A 15,586-nucleotide genomic window follows, 5' to 3' on the forward strand; every position below is an offset into this window, starting at 1 on the left:
TTACTAGAACTATGTTTAATAAGATAAAATCAACTTTCCTTGTTCTCTTTGGATTGGCTGTTTTATGGTCATGCGAAAGCGAATTAGACCTCGTACCCGAGGACAACAGGGAAACTGCCGCTTCAGCATTTGAAGATCCGGCAGCTTACAAACAATTCCTTGCTAAGCTTTATGCAGGTTTTGCAATAAGCGGACAGGATGGACCTGCAGGTGATGCCGATCTTTCAGGTTTAGATGAAGGTTTCTCTCAGTATATGAGATTATACTTTAAATTACAGGAGCTTACTACAGATGAGGCTGTAATTGGGTGGAATGATGGTACAATTAAAGACCTTCATAACCAGAACTGGACATCAGGAAATGAATTCATTAGAACAATGTATTCAAGAGTCATGTACCAGATCGCTCAGTCTAATGAGTATTTAAGACAAACTGAAACTTCTGTTCTTGACGGACGTGGAGTTGACAGCGGACTTAGAGCTGAGATAGATACTTACAGAGCTGAGGCTAGATTCCTAAGAGCCTTAAGTTACTGGCATGCGCTAGACCTTTATGGAAACCCTCCATTTGTAACAGAAGAAGATCCGGTTGGAGCATTCCTTCCAGAACAGATCACAAGTGCGGAACTTTTCAACTATATCGAAGGTGAATTACTTGCTATCGAAAGTGAGTTGGTAGCTGCTGGAGCAAACGAATATGGTCGTGCAGACCAGGGGGCTCTATGGATGTTGCTATCTAAGCTTTACCTGAATGCTGAAAAATATACCGGTACTCCGAGATATGCAGATGTAATTACGTATACTAATAAAGTAATCGCTGCAGATTACAGTCTTGTAGATGATTATCAGAAACTTTTCCTTGCAGATAATAACAGCAACGGAGCTCAGAATGAGATCATTTTCCCTATTACATTTGACGGGATCAACACTCAGGCTTATGGAGGTATGACCTTTATTATTCACGCAGCTGTTGGAGGATCTATGGATCCGGATAACTTTGGAATCAACGGTGGATGGGCCGGACTTAGAACTACTTCTGCCCTGGTAAACAAATTTCTTGATAGCGAAGATGATGCAATCGAAGAAGTTGCAGACCAGAGAGCATTGTTCTATACAGATGGTCAGTCTAAGGAAATCAATGACATCTCTAATTTCACCAACGGTTATGCTGTGGCGAAATATAAGAACGTTGATGTTAATGGAAATGCAGGATCAGATCCAACTGGAGATTTTCCTGATACAGATTTTCCAATGTTCCGTCTTGCTGATGCTTACTTAATGTATGCTGAAGCAGTTGTTAGAGGAGCTGGTGGAAGCCAGGCAAATGCTGTAGATTACATTAACGAATTAAGAGAACGTGCTTTTGGAAATGCTGATAACAACATTTCTACTGCAGATCTTTCTCTAAACTTCATTCTGAACGAAAGAGCTAGAGAGCTTTATTGGGAAGCACACAGAAGAACAGACCTTATCCGTTTCGGACAATTCTCAGACGGTGGCGTATGGCCATTTAAAGGTGGGGTTCCACAAGGAACTACAACTGAAGCTTTCAGAGATCTTTTCCCGATTCCGGCTTCAGATCTAGGTGTAAACACCAATTTAACACAAAACCCAGGTTACTAATAAAACACTATAATCAAAATGAAAAAGTTTTCAATTTTCTTATTAACGATGATCGCACTTGTAGGATTCACTTCCTGCGATCATGATGATGACGTAGTATTCGTTGCGCAACCAGATTCAGACGGAATCATGTTCACGAATGCAACTGCAGAATCTTATACACTTACTGCACAAACTTCAAACAATATCGCAGAGCGTTTTGTATGGAATGAAGTTGATTTTGATGCACCTACAACTGTAACTTATGAATTACAGGGTTCATCAGATTCATCATTCTCTGGTTTTGATGTTATCGGAACTACAGGAGATAATAATTTAGGAGTTACTGTTAGCCAATTAATGTCTTTGGCAGCTGAAGCAGGTCTGGATAACGATCCGGAGACTGAAATGCCAAACACTGGAGATATCTACTTTAGAGTTCGTGCTTATGCAGGAACTGACGGAAGTAACGGTTTGAACGCTACTTCCGAAGTGATGTCTTTAACGGTAGTACTACCTGAAGCTGCTGAAGAAGGTGGTGCCGATGAACTTCCGAAGATATATGTAACTGGTAACTTTGGTGCTGCAAGTGGATACGCTGCAGACTGGAGTCCTGAAGCTGGTGTGCCATTGGCTGCTTCTGCTGAAGGTAGAACAGATTACGAAGGATTCATTTACATGAATGTTGATGCCCCAGAATACAAGTTCCTTCCACAGAATACTGGATGGGATGGAGATTACGGTGATGCTGGTGCTGAAAATGGAGATTACACAGAAGAACTTCTTCAGGATGGAGAAGTGAATGCTGGTACTCCTGATGGAACAGGAGGATACTTCCTTGTAAAAGCTGATACTGAGAATCTTACTTACTCTCTAACTGAAACTAACTGGGGTGTTATTGGTAACGCTACTCCAACAGGATGGGATTCTGATTCTGATATGACTTACGATGCTGAAAACATGATTTGGACAATTACTTTGGACCTTACCGCGCAAGAAGCTCCAGATAACGGTATCAAGTTTAGAGCCAACGATGCTTGGGATCTTAACCTTGGAGATACTGGTGCAGATGGAACTATGGAATTTGGTGGTGAGAACATTGGAGTTCCAGAATCTGGAAACTATACGATCACTTTAGATTTAAGTAATCCTAGAATGTATACATATACATTAACTAAGAACTAAATTCTAGTTCATTTTAAAGGGGCTATTACTAGCCCCTTTTTTTATCCTTTAATTGAACTTTAATTATGAAAAAACACAATTATTTATTTTTACTTCTTTTGAGCATAAGCCTTCTATTGGGATCATGTTCAACAGATGATTCAGGAGATCCTGTAGATCCAACAGATGATGTAGGAGAAACTCCGCAACCAAATCCTCAGCCAACAGAGCCGCAAGCAATCAACCTTTCTTCTTACGATAATGGAAGCAGAGTTATGATGCAGGCTTTTTACTGGGATGTAGAACCAAGATTTGCCTGGTGGGACAACCTTTCTTCTAAAGTAGCTGATTGGTCTGATGCTGGTATTAACAGGTTATGGTTACCTGTAGCAACAAAAGGTCAGTCTGGTGGTTATTCAATGGGATATGATGTCTCAGATTATTATGACTTTGGAAATTATACGCAGCATGGGACTTTAGAAACCAGATTTGGTTCCAGAGCAGAACTGGAAAACTTAATATCTACAGCTCATGATAATAACGTAGAGGTAATTGCAGATATAGTGATTAACCACAATTCTGGTGGCGGATTACAATATAATCCATATAGAGATTACGATACTTATACCTTATTTGACGAAGACCATGGAAATGCTTCTGGAATGTTCAATAGAACTTATGAGGATTTTTATCCAAACAGTGTAAGTGAATATGACCCGGGAAGTTTATTCTATTCAGAAACTAATCTTGATCATCACAGAGAAAGAGTTCAGGACTGGCTTTGGAAGAAAGACAATTCTGTAGCAAAATATTATAAGAATGTGATGGGCTTCGATGGTTGGAGATTTGACTATGTTCTAGGTTTTGAACCATGGGTGGTAAAAGAATGGCTAGATGAAGTTGGCGGATTCTCTGTAGTAGAACTTTGGGATGGTCGTGCCTCAGTTTTGGAAGATTATGTAGAGGAAACTGGCGCAGGAGCTTTTGACTTCGCAACCTTTTATAACCTTGAAGAAGGATTGGACAGATACGAAGACCTGAACAATCTTACCGATGCTGGTCTATGGCAAACTTATCCTGAAAAGGCAGTGACCTTTACCGCAAATCATGATACGGAAAAGGATGATAACATAGATAACTATATTAAGCGCAGCAATAAGATGAAAGCCTACTCATTCATCCTAACGCATCCAGGATACCCTACAATTTTCTACTCAGATTATGAGAATGAAAGTTTCCAGGAAGAGCTAAAAACTCTTATCTCTATTCATAACAGCCTGGCTGTTGGTGACACAGAAGTGCTTTACGTAGATGAAGATGAGTATGTTATGAAAAGAAGCGGAACAGGTACGAATCCTGGATTAATTCTGTATATTAGCATTAATAACAGTACTAAAAGAAGGACTGTAAGTTCAAATTGGAATAATGTTACCCTGATGGATTATAGTGGTAACACAACATATAACCCTACCTCCGATGAAAGCGGAATGGTTCAGATCGAAGCTCCAGCAAATGGATATGCTATTTACTCGATTACAGAATAAACCTTTTTAATTTTGAATTTTCATAGGTGTTAATTCAAAGAAGGCTCCGCAAATGCGGAGCCTCTTTTTTTTCTGCATGTCCTACTCTCCCAGTTTATAAACCAAAAGCTTTAGAATTTTCGAAGTTTTCGTTTGCTTTTCTATACTTATTACAGCACTAAAGTTTAAACACAATATTTCAAGTAAAGAAATTTTAATTTTCATTATTTGTCAACTTTTTATTGTTAGTAAATTTTTAATTATTTGAATATCAATATATTAACAGTTTTTTCTTGATAACTTTTTCTAAAGAAATTGTTAATTGTCTCATTTCTTTGTTTAGTTTTATACCGCTTGAATAACGAAATTCTAACCTAAAAATCTCATTTATATGCCTGTACAAGAAAAACCAGTCGTTCCACAAACTTATACTCAGGAACAGGCTTATGAAGCATCTCTAAAATATTTTAAAGGAGATGATCTGGCCGCAAGAGTTTGGGTAAACAAATATGCCCTTAAAGATTCCGAAGGAAATATCTACGAACTTACTCCGGACGATATGCACAGGCGTATCTCAAAAGAAATTGCAAGAGTTGAAAAGAAATATCCTAATCCTATGAGTGAGGATGAAGTTTTCGACCTTATTAAGAACTTTAAATATATAGTACCTCAGGGAAGTCCAATGGCTGGAATTGGAAATCCGTACCAGGTTGGTTCTCTTTCTAACTGTTTCGTAATTGGAAACGATGGTGTTTCAGATTCTTATGGAGGGATCATGAAAATAGACCAGGAACAGGTGCAGTTGATGAAACGCCGTGGTGGTGTAGGTCATGATCTTTCACACATACGTCCAAAAGGATCGGCAGTAAAAAATTCTGCCCTAACTTCTACCGGAGTGGTTCCTTTTATGGAGCGTTATTCAAATTCAACAAGAGAAGTTGCGCAGGACGGCCGTCGTGGTGCATTAATGCTTTCGGTTTCTATCAACCACCCGGATGCAGAAGATTTTATCGATGCTAAAATGGAACAAGGCAAGGTTACAGGCGCCAACGTTTCCGTTAGGATCGATGACGAGTTTATGAAAGCTGTTAAAAACAGCGGGAGTTATACTCAAAAATACCCGATCTTCAGCAAAGAGCCGAAATTTTCTAAAGATGTAGAGGCTGAAAAGCTTTGGAAAAAGATCGTTCACAACGCTTGGAAATCTGCCGAGCCGGGAATCCTTTTCTGGGATACCGTGATCAATGAGTCGGTTCCAGATTGTTACGCAGATCTTGGTTATAAAACGGTTTCAACAAACCCTTGTGGTGAAATTCCTTTATGCCCGTATGATTCTTGTCGTTTATTAGCGATCAATCTTTTCTCTTATGTAGAAGAGCCATTTACAGATAAGGCACATTTCAACTATGAGCTTTTCAAAAAACATATTGGTGCCGCTCAAAGAATTATGGATGATATCATTGACCTTGAACTTGAAAAGATCGATAATATTCTTGCCAAGATCGATGCAGATCCTGAAAACGAAGAGATCAAAGCTGTAGAGAAAAACCTTTGGTTGAATATCCGTAAAAAAGCATACGAAGGAAGAAGAACCGGAATTGGTATCACTGCGGAAGGTGACATGCTTGCCGGACTTGGAATAAGATACGGCAGCAAGGAAGGAATTGATTTTTCTGTGGACATCCACAAAAATATTGCTCTTGCCGCTTACAGAGCTTCTGTAGATACCGCGAAAGAAAGAGGTGCATTTTCAATCTTCGAATCTGAAAGAGAGAAAAACAATCCTTTCATCCTTCGACTTAAAGAGGCTGATGAAAAACTTTATTATGACATGCTGGAATATGGTAGAAGAAATATTGCACTTCTTACCATCGCTCCAACCGGAACTACGAGTTTAATGACTCAAACTACTTCTGGTATCGAGCCAGTTTTCCTTCCTGTTTATAAACGTAGAAGAAAAGTGAATCCAAACGACAAGGATGCGAGAGTAGATTTCGTGGACGAAGTTGGAGATTCTTGGGAAGAATATGTGGTATTCCACCACCGCTTCAAAGAATGGATGAGAGCCAACGGTCATGATACCGATAGGAATTACTCTCAGGAAGAACTTGACAAACTTGTGAAATTGTCTCCATATTTTCAGGCTACTTCTAATGATGTGGACTGGTTAAGCAAAGTGAAAATGCAGGGAGCTGTTCAAAAGTGGATAGATCACTCCATTAGTGTTACTATTAACCTTCCTAACGATGTCGATGAAGAATTAGTTGGTAAACTATACCTGGAGGCATGGGAAGCCGGCTGTAAAGGTGTGACGGTTTATCGCGACGGTTCACGTTCAGGAGTTCTTATTTCTAATGATGAGAAGAAAGAGGAAGAAGCTGAAGAAACTCCGGGAACTTTCCCACTGAAAAGACCTGATGTTCTCACTGCTGATGTAGTTCGTTTCCAGAATAATAAAGATAAATGGATCGCTTTCATCGGACTTGTGGATGGACGTCCTTACGAGATCTTCACCGGTTTTGCTGACGATGAAGAAGGTATCCTGATCCCAAGATGGGTAAGCGAAGGTTATATTATCAAAGCCAGAAATGAAGATGGAACTTCTCGATATGATTTCCAGTATGAGAATAAGCGTGGATACAAAACAACTATTGAAGGACTGTCTCACAAATTCAACCCAGAATTCTGGAACTATGCAAAACTTATTTCAAGTACGCTACGTCACGGAATGTCTATAGATAATGTAGTTGACCTGATTAACAGCTTACAGTTAGATAGTGAGTCAATCAACACTTGGAAGAATGGTGTGGTTAGAGCACTTAAGCGTTACATCGCCGATGGAACGGTGGCTAAAAAGGAAAAATGTACCAATTGTAACTCCTCAAATCTGATATACCAGGAAGGATGCTTGACCTGTAAGGACTGCGGTTCTTCGAAATGTGGTTAATTTTCTGTTATAACTGCAAAAAAGGCCTTCAAATTTCGAAGGCCTTTTTTGGTTACAATTATTATTAAAATCATCTATTCTATTGTGACTTGCCTGATGCCTATGGAATGAGGCTTTTGATAGTTTTCTTCTTTCAAACCAGGCCCTATTGAAAACTGAATACTTTCCATATTTTCCAATTGTAATTCTCCTGAAAAAGAATGATCAAAATAATAAGGCAGGAAGCCAGGATAAGGTCTCGGTAATGTTACCGTTTTAACCGGTTTTAATTCTGAAAGATCAATTTCGATCTCCCGCACATCCGTCGTTAGATCTATCGTTTTCCCGAATGACACACCATTATTCATCACCAGAGCTACCTGCAGCTTTTCTGAAGTATCACCGAGAGCTCTGGCATGTATAACAAGTTTTTCTCTTCCATTCAAATCTCTGTTAGCGATCTTCTTCTGAAAATTATATCTGAAAGAGTAATCATAGATGGGCTCTGCATTAGTATTTTCTGCATCTTCTTTGAAAATGCTATCTATTTTAACCTGGAATTCAGCCTCATTTTCATTTAGCGGAATAAGATTATTCTTTGGCGACCAACCAATCACCATGTTATCAGAATCTGTCGCAGGATTAAATATAGAAACCGGAGTGTTCTTTTTCAAAACTCTAACTTCATATTGATCACCTGAATGATAATCCCAGTCAGATGGGCTTCCCTCTACTCCACCAGGAAATGTGAACTCATTTTCTCCAGTAGAAACAATGATTCTATAATTGAGAAACCCGTTTTTGATGAGATTTTCAGGAACTTCGGCATTATAATCATAATTATTGTCGGCTTTTAATTCAACTGACTCATAGATATTACCATTCTGGAACCAGGCTTGCACTTTTTCAATATTCTCATTCGAAACTATCGTCGCCTTAATATTCAATTTAGAATCTTCAGAAATACTCTTTGCAGACTCGTGGATCATATATGTTTTATCAACCGTGCTTTCTTTAGCTTCAAAATCCCTGATCTTGAAGTTCCAATCGTTATTATAAGAATCAACATCGAAATCTTTTACTGGGGATTTTAGCAAATAAGTTCCGGGGGCGATCTTAAAGCTTTTTTTATTAGCATTTAATTCTGTAGCATTCCCATCATTTAACCCGGTAATTTGAAAATTTTCAGGAAGATTAGTCAAATTCAGCTCCATTTTATTTTCTTTCCAGCTAATGATAGAAACCGTTTTATCAAGGCTATTGCTTCCAAAAGGATTTTGAATCAGAATTGGATCTGGCATTACCTCAAGTCTCCAGATTCCCTCTTCAAGCTTATCCAGAAAATAGGCTCCTTTCCCGTCATATTTTACCAATTCAGAATTTCCATGACCAGCGATCTTTTCCAGTTTTGATTTAGATTTTGGACTGATGTTATTTGAATTCGTATAAATAAAACTGTTTTCAGAGTTATAAGTAGCCACATCGCCTTCATAGCTGATCTTAAAATTGTCAAATTCCAGGTTTTCAGGATAAGTTCCCAGATCTTCTCTCATAGGGACCTCATGAAAAATCCTGGAGACAATCATTAATGCCAAAGCTTTATGCGGAGTATAATTCAAATTCATGTAATGCGTGTTATACTCGGTATTAGCATAGGCCAGAAAAGTTGGATCATAAGCGAAATGTGTGGCGATCTGAATTCCGGCTTCTCTAAAACTTCTCGCCATCGCAGGATACATATAAGATTTATTCACATCGGCAGCATCGAACTCATAAACCAGTTTCGCTTTTTTATTCCTTTCGATCACATCATTAAATGGAATATTATAATCATTCACATTTGGTAGAAGATTTCCCTCCAGTTCCTTTTGAAACCCGAGTCCTGTTGGATACCACTGAAATGTTCCACCCTGGATGTTTGAAGTGAAATAGGTCTCTGCCAGCTGAACGCTATGACTCACATTATAGAAGATAGGCTTCTCAGTGCCTGTTTTTCTCATTGCAGCCACCATCTTATTGATAAAATCCTTGACTTCGTTTGGTTTGCCCCGGTGATGCGGTTCATTGCTTACTTCAAAAGCGATCAAATTAGGTTCGTCCTTGTAAGCAATACCGGTATACGGATTCACGTGATTCAAGAACTGTTCGAGATAATTCTGCTGTGCCTTAATCGCCTCAGGATTGGTAAGGCTTTTCTCCTTTCCATATTTATTTGAAAATCCCGGGGTGTCTTCATCAGGCTCTGGCCAGCCGTTTCCCCAATAGGCGATGGGTGTGATCACGAAATTGATATCTTGCTTTTTTAGTTCACTAAGTAAATAATCAAAAGTTTCAAGATTTTCATTCTCCAGTAAATTTCCTTTCTCATCGCTTATTTCGGTATCCCAGACATGCAGGCGATATAAGTCAAAACCCAATCTCGTAAAATGGTAAATGTCTTTATCAATTTCAGCTTTAATATCAAGATCTTTTTTTTGAGCAGATCTATAGGCGTGTGCAAAGGGAGCTGAATAATTCACGCCAAATCCATGTACCTCTTCATCATTTCCACTCCAGCGCATAATTCCTTCATCATCCACATAAACATCATTTTTCGAGGTAGACTGCGCATTTGAAAAGCCAGAGATTAAAAAAAATGCAATGAGAATCTGACTAAAATTCAATTTCAGTTTCATAAGTTTTTGAATAAGTTTTAATTAAATATCGCAGATGTTGATACCTTCCTGAAGTGCAGAAAGCTTGTCGTCATAAGTCGGAATAAATTCCTGAGCCACGAATCCGTCAAATCCAGTGTCATATATCGCTTCTATAATCGCAGGATAATTAAGCTCCTGTGAATCATTGATCTCATTTCTACCCGGATTTCCCCCAGTGTGATAATGATTTATATATTCGTGATTTTCCCGAATCGTCCTGATCACATCCCCCTCCATGATCTGCATATGATAGATATCATAAAGCAGTTTAAAATTTGGTTTACCTAAGGCTTTGGCAAGTTTTACTCCCCATTCGGTATGATCACACATATAATCTGCATGATCTACCTTGCTATTAAGCAATTCCATTACCAGGTTCACATCGAGTTCTTCAGCATATTCAAGTAACGGCGTTAACCCGGTAACACAATTTTTAATACCCATTTCTTCATCCATCCCGTTTCTATTACCTGAAAAACAGATCACATTTTTTATATTATGTTCTGAAGCCTTCTTAATAAGACCTTTATATTTCTCCTGAAGTGAAGCATGATTTGCAGGATCGTTAAAACCATCTGTTATACTTGCAAAATCATCTGTTGCCATAGAACAAACAAGTCCTTCCTTTTCAACAGTTTCCCATTCTGAAGGTTTTAAAAGATCAATACCTTTGATTCCCATTTCAGCACAGGCTTTAGCGAAATCCTGAAGTGGAATGTCCTGGTAACACCATCTACAAACGGAATGATTGATTTTACCCGAAAAAGAATTTGCCTTAAGAATTTCGAATTTGCCATTTCCAGCTACGATATCTCCTACTCCACCAAGGCTAACAATTCCAGCACCAAGTCCCAGATTTTTAAGCAATTTCCTTCTATTGATCTTATCAGACATGATTGAATATTTTTCTAAAAATAATAATAAACGTAAATATTACAATTAATAAACAGAAAAACTTTTGGCTAATAAATTCAGGCTATCTCGAAGTTATAACCCGATTTTAAAAGTTTCTGATAATTATCATAATTGAATTTATAAAGAAAGGCTCCCCTTTTACTGGTTGTTTTATCTTTCTCATCAAGTTTCTCGATGACATTTAGAGACAATACTTTCTTTCTGAAATTACGTGCATCAAGTTCTCGCTGGTAAATCGCTTCGTAAAGACTCTGTAATTGCGGTATCGTAAATTTCTCAGGTAATAGTTCAAAGCCTATTGGCTTATACCTGGCATTATGTTTTAATTGAAGTAAGGCATCCTGAACCATTTCGTTGTGATCCAGAATGAGAACCGGCAGATCATCAATTTCATACCATCTGGCTCCATGTTCTTCCACTAATTTTTCATCGTACTCATCAATCCTAATTAAGGCGTATTGAGCAATGGAAATACAGCGATAACCGGGATCACGATCTTTTCTTCCATAGGTTTTAAGCTGTTGCATGAAGACATCCTCCAACCCGGTAGTTTCCTTTAAGACTCTTTGTCCCGCAACTTCAAGATCTTCATCCAGCTGAACAAAACTGCCAATTAAAGACCATTCTCCCTGTAAAGGTTCCAATTTTCTTTTAAAAACCAGAAGTTTTAATTTGCCCTGATGGAAACCGAAAATAATACAATCGGTTGCGACATACATTTTTTCTTTTACCTGGTAAAGATCATTGGTAATTTGAGTCATCCTCAGTACTGGTTTTTATAAAGATATATATTCTAAAAATTTATTCAATAAATAATGAATGTATTTTTTACATTTATTATATTTGAATTACATTATAAAAATACTAAGTCTTGACGAATATCAGAGCTATTTCAACTAAACCTTCGGTCTTTAAAGATACCGGTTATGCTGTTAGAGTAGAATCTCCTGGCCGAATTAACCTGATAGGTGAGCATACAGATTATAACGAAGGTTTTGTAATGCCCACAGCCATAGATAAAAGGATCATTCTTAGGTTTCAGAAGAATGAAACAGATAATTACTGTCGGGTATATAGCGAAACTTTTGGTAAAGGATTCGAGTTTCACCTGGATAAAGCGTTTACCAAAGCTGAAGGTTGGGAAAACTACATTCTGGGAGTTGTAAAAGAGCTACAGGATAATGGCGCGAAATTAGAAGGTTTTGACTGTATTATTGAAAGTAAGCTTCCACTTGGTGCCGGCATAAGTTCTTCTGCTGCTCTAGAATGTGGATTGGCTAGCGGACTTAATGCCTTATTCGACCTTGGTCTGGAAGATCTGGAAATAGTAAAATTATCTCAAAAAGCTGAAAATGACTTTGTAGGTTCCAATTGTGGGATCATGGATCAATATTCTTCTGTTATGAGCAAGCCAGATCATATCATACTTCTGGATTGCAGAGATCTGAAAGCGGAATTCATTCCTGCAGATTTCAGAAATTGCAAGCTATTGCTTTTGAATACAAATGTCTCTCATAGTATCGCCGATAGCGATTATAATTCCAGGCGAGCAGAATGCGAAGCAGCCGTTGAGATCATTCAAAAAGAATTACCAGAAATTAGATCGGTCAGAGATCTAAATTTCGAAATATTAGACCAATTTAAAGACAAGCTAAAGGCGAAAATGTACGAAAGATGTCTTTATGTTCTAAAAGAGAATGAGCGCGTTCTTAAGGCAGCTGAAACTTTGAAATCTGGTAGCCTGAAAGAATTTGGAGAGCTAATGTATGGTTCTCATGAAGGTTTACAACATAACTACGAAGTGAGTTGTAAGGAACTTGACTTCCTGGTTGATTATTCCAGGGATAAAGATTTTATATACGGTTCCAGAATGATGGGCGGCGGCTTTGGTGGCTGCACCATTAATCTTATTGAAGAAGATAAGATCGATGAGTACATAGACGAAGTTTCCGCTGCATATTTCGCAAAGTTCAATATAAAGCTTGATGCGATAATTGTTCAGCCAGATGAAGGAACCAAAATTTTTAAAGAATAGTTGATGAATACCCAACTGAATAATACGCCACACAGAAGATATAATATTCTAACCGGAGAATGGATCCTGGTCTCTCCCCACAGAACCAAAAGGCCATGGCAGGGTAAAACTGAAGAGAGCAAAACTCTGAAAACTGAGAAGTATGATCCTTCCTGTTACCTATGCCCCGGAAATGAACGCACCAGTGGCGAGAAAAATCCAGATTACAAGGAACCATATTCATTTGTAAACGACTTTTCATCTTTATTGCCAGATGCTCCTAAAATTGATTTCCAGGATGGGTTACTTAAAGCTGAAAGCGAAAAAGGCATTTGTAAGGTTGTATGCTTTTCTCCAGATCACTCCCTTACCCTTCCGCTAATGAAAGTTGAAGATATCACGAAAGTGATTAAAATGTGGAAAAAGGAATATCAAGAATTGGGATCTACCGAAGGTATTAATTACGTGCAGATATTTGAAAATAAGGGAGCCATTATGGGCTGTAGCAATCCGCATCCTCACGGACAGATCTGGTCTCAGTCTTCTATTCCAACCGAGATCCTGAAAAAATCTACAAGATTTAAGGATTACTGGGAACAGCACAAAAGAAGTATTCTTTCAGATTACTTAGAACAGGAATTGGAAGCTGGAGAGCGAATCCTGGAAGAAAATGATCATTTTGTAGCATTAATTCCATACTGGGCGGTCTGGCCATTTGAGGCTATGATCATTCCTAAAAGACATATTCAACATATTGGTCAGCTTTCAGAATCTGAGGAAAAAGCTTATGCTGAAATATTGAAAAAACTTACCATTAAATATGACAATCTTTTTGAAACCTCCTTCCCTTACTCTTCAGGAATTCATCAAATTCCGACAGATGGTGAGGAGTATCCCGAATGGCATTTTCATATGAGTTTTTATCCGCCACTATTGCGTTCAGCAACGGTAAAGAAATTCATGGTAGGTTACGAAATGTTTGCCGGACCTCAACGCGACATCACCGCAGAACAAGCAGCAAAAAGACTTAATGAATTGTCTGAAACACATTATTCCGAAGCTTCTTCAGATTAAAATTTCCAGATGAGATTAAATAAAAAATCCGCCCTTTTTGGAGCGGATTTTTTATGATATAAAGATTGATAATTATTGTGCAAAATATACGTACACAAAGATCACCAGAGCGCAGATTACCAATCCAACCGGAAGTACAAACTTCCACGGTTTGATATCTACCTGCTTAGTATGTTCAAGTACAAAATCGGTAGATCTTGGCTTCACTCTTCCAATGATCCACATGATAGCGATATTCATTACAAACAGAATAGCCATTACATGAAGGTAATGTGGTAAAGCGTCTTCGCCTACGATGAAATATTTTAAACCAAGATATACCAGGTATAACCCTACACCACTAAATAGTGCAACTTTCGCCGCAATAGCCGGGATCTTTTTAGAAAGATATCCTACTACTACAATTGTTAGAATTGGAATACTATAACACCCGTTAACTTCCTGAAGATATCCGAATAGTCCTTGCGGAGCATTAGCTATAAGCGGTGCGATAAACATTGATGCGATCGCGATAAAAATACCAAAGGTCTTCCCTTTCTTTACAACTTCTCTTTCTGATGCCTCTGGGTTAAAATGATGCTTATAAATATCGATTCCGAAAAGAGTAACTGAAGAGTTCAAGGCTGAGTTGAATGAGCTTAAGATCGCTCCGAAAAGTACCGCGGCAAAGAACCCGACAAGTACCGGCGGAAGGACTTCATTTACCAACGCAGGATAAGCCTGGTCTGCATTATCAAGATCTCCCTGGAACATATGCCAGGCAATGATACCTGGAAGCACTACGATGATTGGTCCTAATATCTTAATGAAAGCCGCAAGCATTAATCCCTTCTGACCTTCTTTAAGGTTCTTGGCTGCAAGTGCTCTTTGAATAATAGCCTGGTTAGTTCCCCAATAGAACAATTGTACCAGCATCATTCCAGTAAATATTGTTGAAAAAGGTACTGACGCATCTGGACCTCCAATAGAATCAAATTTTTCAGGATTGGAATCAACAAGTGTCGTAAGACCGGTTAGCATATCTCCGTCTCCAATCGCCATAAGTCCGAATACAGGGATCATAAGACCCCCAATCAATAACCCGATAGCGTTAATGGTATCTGAAACCGCAACAGCCTTTAAACCTCCGAAGATCGCATAAATGGATCCGATAATACCGATTCCCCAAACGCAGATCCATAATGAAGTAGTTTCACTAACACCAAGCATCTCCGGAACATCGAACATCGTACTAATCGCTAAACTTCCTGAATACAATACAATAGGAAGGAAAATGATCATATAACCGGAAAGGAAAAGTCCGGAAACGATAGATTTTGTAGTCCTGTCAAAACGTTTCTCCAGGAATTGTGGAACTGTGGTTAAACCACCTTTTAGGTAACGCGGAAGCAAAAACAAAGCGGTAACTACAATTGCAAGTGCCGCCAGTGTTTCCCAGGCCATTACCAGAATTCCCTCTGTATAAGCCGAACCGTTCAATCCTACGATCTGTTCTGTAGAAAGGTTGGTCAATAAAACCGATCCTGCGATCACTCCGGCAGTCAAACTTCTACCACCAAGAAAATAACCATCACTGGTGGTTTCATCTGTAGATCTCGTTGCAAAATAGGCAATTATGGCTACCAGGGCAGTAAATCCCACAAAGGATAGAATTCCAATCATAACGTTTTCTT

10 protein-coding genes are annotated in these 15,586 nt (G+C 38.6%); 6 read left to right on the top strand and 4 right to left on the bottom strand.

What is annotated here, in order from left to right; translation table 11 throughout:
- Positions 1 to 11: 11 nt before the first annotated feature.
- From RE431_RS08515 to RE431_RS08530, 4 genes are all read left to right on the top strand, one after another.
- A complete protein-coding gene (locus tag RE431_RS08515) occupies positions 12 to 1,622 on the top strand; it encodes a RagB/SusD family nutrient uptake outer membrane protein (protein WP_309561558.1) in 1,611 nt (536 codons plus the stop codon).
- Positions 1,623 to 1,640: 18 nt separating this feature from the next.
- Positions 1,641 to 2,786 carry a SusE domain-containing protein gene (locus tag RE431_RS08520; protein ID WP_309561559.1) on the top strand — a complete coding sequence of 382 codons (1,146 nt, stop codon included), beginning with the start codon at positions 1,641 to 1,643 and terminating at the stop codon, positions 2,784 to 2,786.
- A 65-nt stretch (positions 2,787 to 2,851) separates the two neighbouring features.
- The gene (locus RE431_RS08525; protein ID WP_309561560.1) at positions 2,852 to 4,309 is read left to right on the top strand and encodes an alpha-amylase; all 1,458 of its coding nucleotides are present in this window, start codon (positions 2,852 to 2,854) and stop codon (positions 4,307 to 4,309) included.
- A 370-nt stretch (positions 4,310 to 4,679) separates the two neighbouring features.
- The gene (locus RE431_RS08530) at positions 4,680 to 7,235 is read left to right on the top strand and encodes an adenosylcobalamin-dependent ribonucleoside-diphosphate reductase (RefSeq protein ID WP_309561561.1); all 2,556 of its coding nucleotides are present in this window, start codon (positions 4,680 to 4,682) and stop codon (positions 7,233 to 7,235) included.
- 74 nt (positions 7,236 to 7,309) lie between these two features.
- On the opposite strand, the gene RE431_RS08535 is transcribed toward RE431_RS08530, so the two are convergent.
- The 3 genes from RE431_RS08535 to RE431_RS08545 form a co-directional block, all read right to left on the bottom strand.
- The gene (locus tag RE431_RS08535; protein ID WP_309561562.1) at positions 7,310 to 9,889 is read right to left on the bottom strand and encodes a cellulase family glycosylhydrolase; all 2,580 of its coding nucleotides are present in this window, start codon (positions 9,887 to 9,889) and stop codon (positions 7,310 to 7,312) included.
- Positions 9,890 to 9,910: 21 nt separating this feature from the next.
- Positions 9,911 to 10,804, bottom strand: coding sequence for a hydroxypyruvate isomerase family protein (locus tag RE431_RS08540; RefSeq protein WP_309561563.1), 894 nt, complete (start codon positions 10,802 to 10,804; stop codon positions 9,911 to 9,913).
- 77 nt (positions 10,805 to 10,881) lie between these two features.
- A complete protein-coding gene (locus RE431_RS08545; RefSeq protein WP_309561564.1) occupies positions 10,882 to 11,586 on the bottom strand; it encodes an NUDIX hydrolase in 705 nt (234 codons plus the stop codon).
- Between the two features lie 110 nt (positions 11,587 to 11,696).
- On the opposite strand from RE431_RS08545, the gene galK reads away from it, so the two are divergent.
- Together galK and RE431_RS08555 are read left to right on the top strand one after the other, a co-directional pair.
- Entirely contained in the window at positions 11,697 to 12,860 is a 1,164-nt protein-coding gene (galK, locus tag RE431_RS08550; protein ID WP_309561565.1) for a galactokinase, read from the top strand.
- Positions 12,861 to 12,863: 3 nt separating this feature from the next.
- Positions 12,864 to 13,913, top strand: coding sequence for a UDP-glucose--hexose-1-phosphate uridylyltransferase (locus RE431_RS08555; RefSeq protein ID WP_309561566.1), 1,050 nt, complete (start codon positions 12,864 to 12,866; stop codon positions 13,911 to 13,913).
- A 72-nt stretch (positions 13,914 to 13,985) separates the two neighbouring features.
- Here the strand turns inward: RE431_RS08555 and RE431_RS08560 are convergent, their stop codons facing one another.
- Positions 13,986 to 15,575 (bottom strand): solute:sodium symporter family transporter, encoded by a 1,590-nt coding sequence (locus RE431_RS08560; protein ID WP_309561567.1) that lies wholly within the window; start codon positions 15,573 to 15,575, stop codon positions 13,986 to 13,988.
- Positions 15,576 to 15,586: the final 11 nt, after the last annotated feature.

Origin of the sequence: Christiangramia sediminicola (assembly GCF_031344135.1) — a bacterium.
Classification (GTDB): domain Bacteria; phylum Bacteroidota; class Bacteroidia; order Flavobacteriales; family Flavobacteriaceae; genus Christiangramia; species Christiangramia sediminicola.

Excerpts from the sequence above, each read along its gene's own strand:
- RE431_RS08515 (WP_309561558.1), top strand. The coding sequence starts at position 12 with ATGTTTAATAAGATAAAATCAACTTTCCTTGTTCTCTTTGGATTGGCT.
- RE431_RS08520 (WP_309561559.1), top strand. The coding sequence starts at position 1,641 with ATGAAAAAGTTTTCAATTTTCTTATTAACGATGATCGCACTTGTAGGA.
- RE431_RS08525 (WP_309561560.1), top strand. The coding sequence starts at position 2,852 with ATGAAAAAACACAATTATTTATTTTTACTTCTTTTGAGCATAAGCCTT.
- RE431_RS08530 (WP_309561561.1), top strand. The coding sequence starts at position 4,680 with ATGCCTGTACAAGAAAAACCAGTCGTTCCACAAACTTATACTCAGGAA.
- RE431_RS08535 (WP_309561562.1), bottom strand. The coding sequence starts at position 9,889 with ATGAAACTGAAATTGAATTTTAGTCAGATTCTCATTGCATTTTTTTTA.
- RE431_RS08540 (WP_309561563.1), bottom strand. The coding sequence starts at position 10,804 with ATGTCTGATAAGATCAATAGAAGGAAATTGCTTAAAAATCTGGGACTT.
- RE431_RS08545 (WP_309561564.1), bottom strand. The coding sequence starts at position 11,586 with ATGACTCAAATTACCAATGATCTTTACCAGGTAAAAGAAAAAATGTAT.
- RE431_RS08555 (WP_309561566.1), top strand. The coding sequence starts at position 12,864 with ATGAATACCCAACTGAATAATACGCCACACAGAAGATATAATATTCTA.
- RE431_RS08560 (WP_309561567.1), bottom strand. The coding sequence starts at position 15,575 with ATGATTGGAATTCTATCCTTTGTGGGATTTACTGCCCTGGTAGCCATA.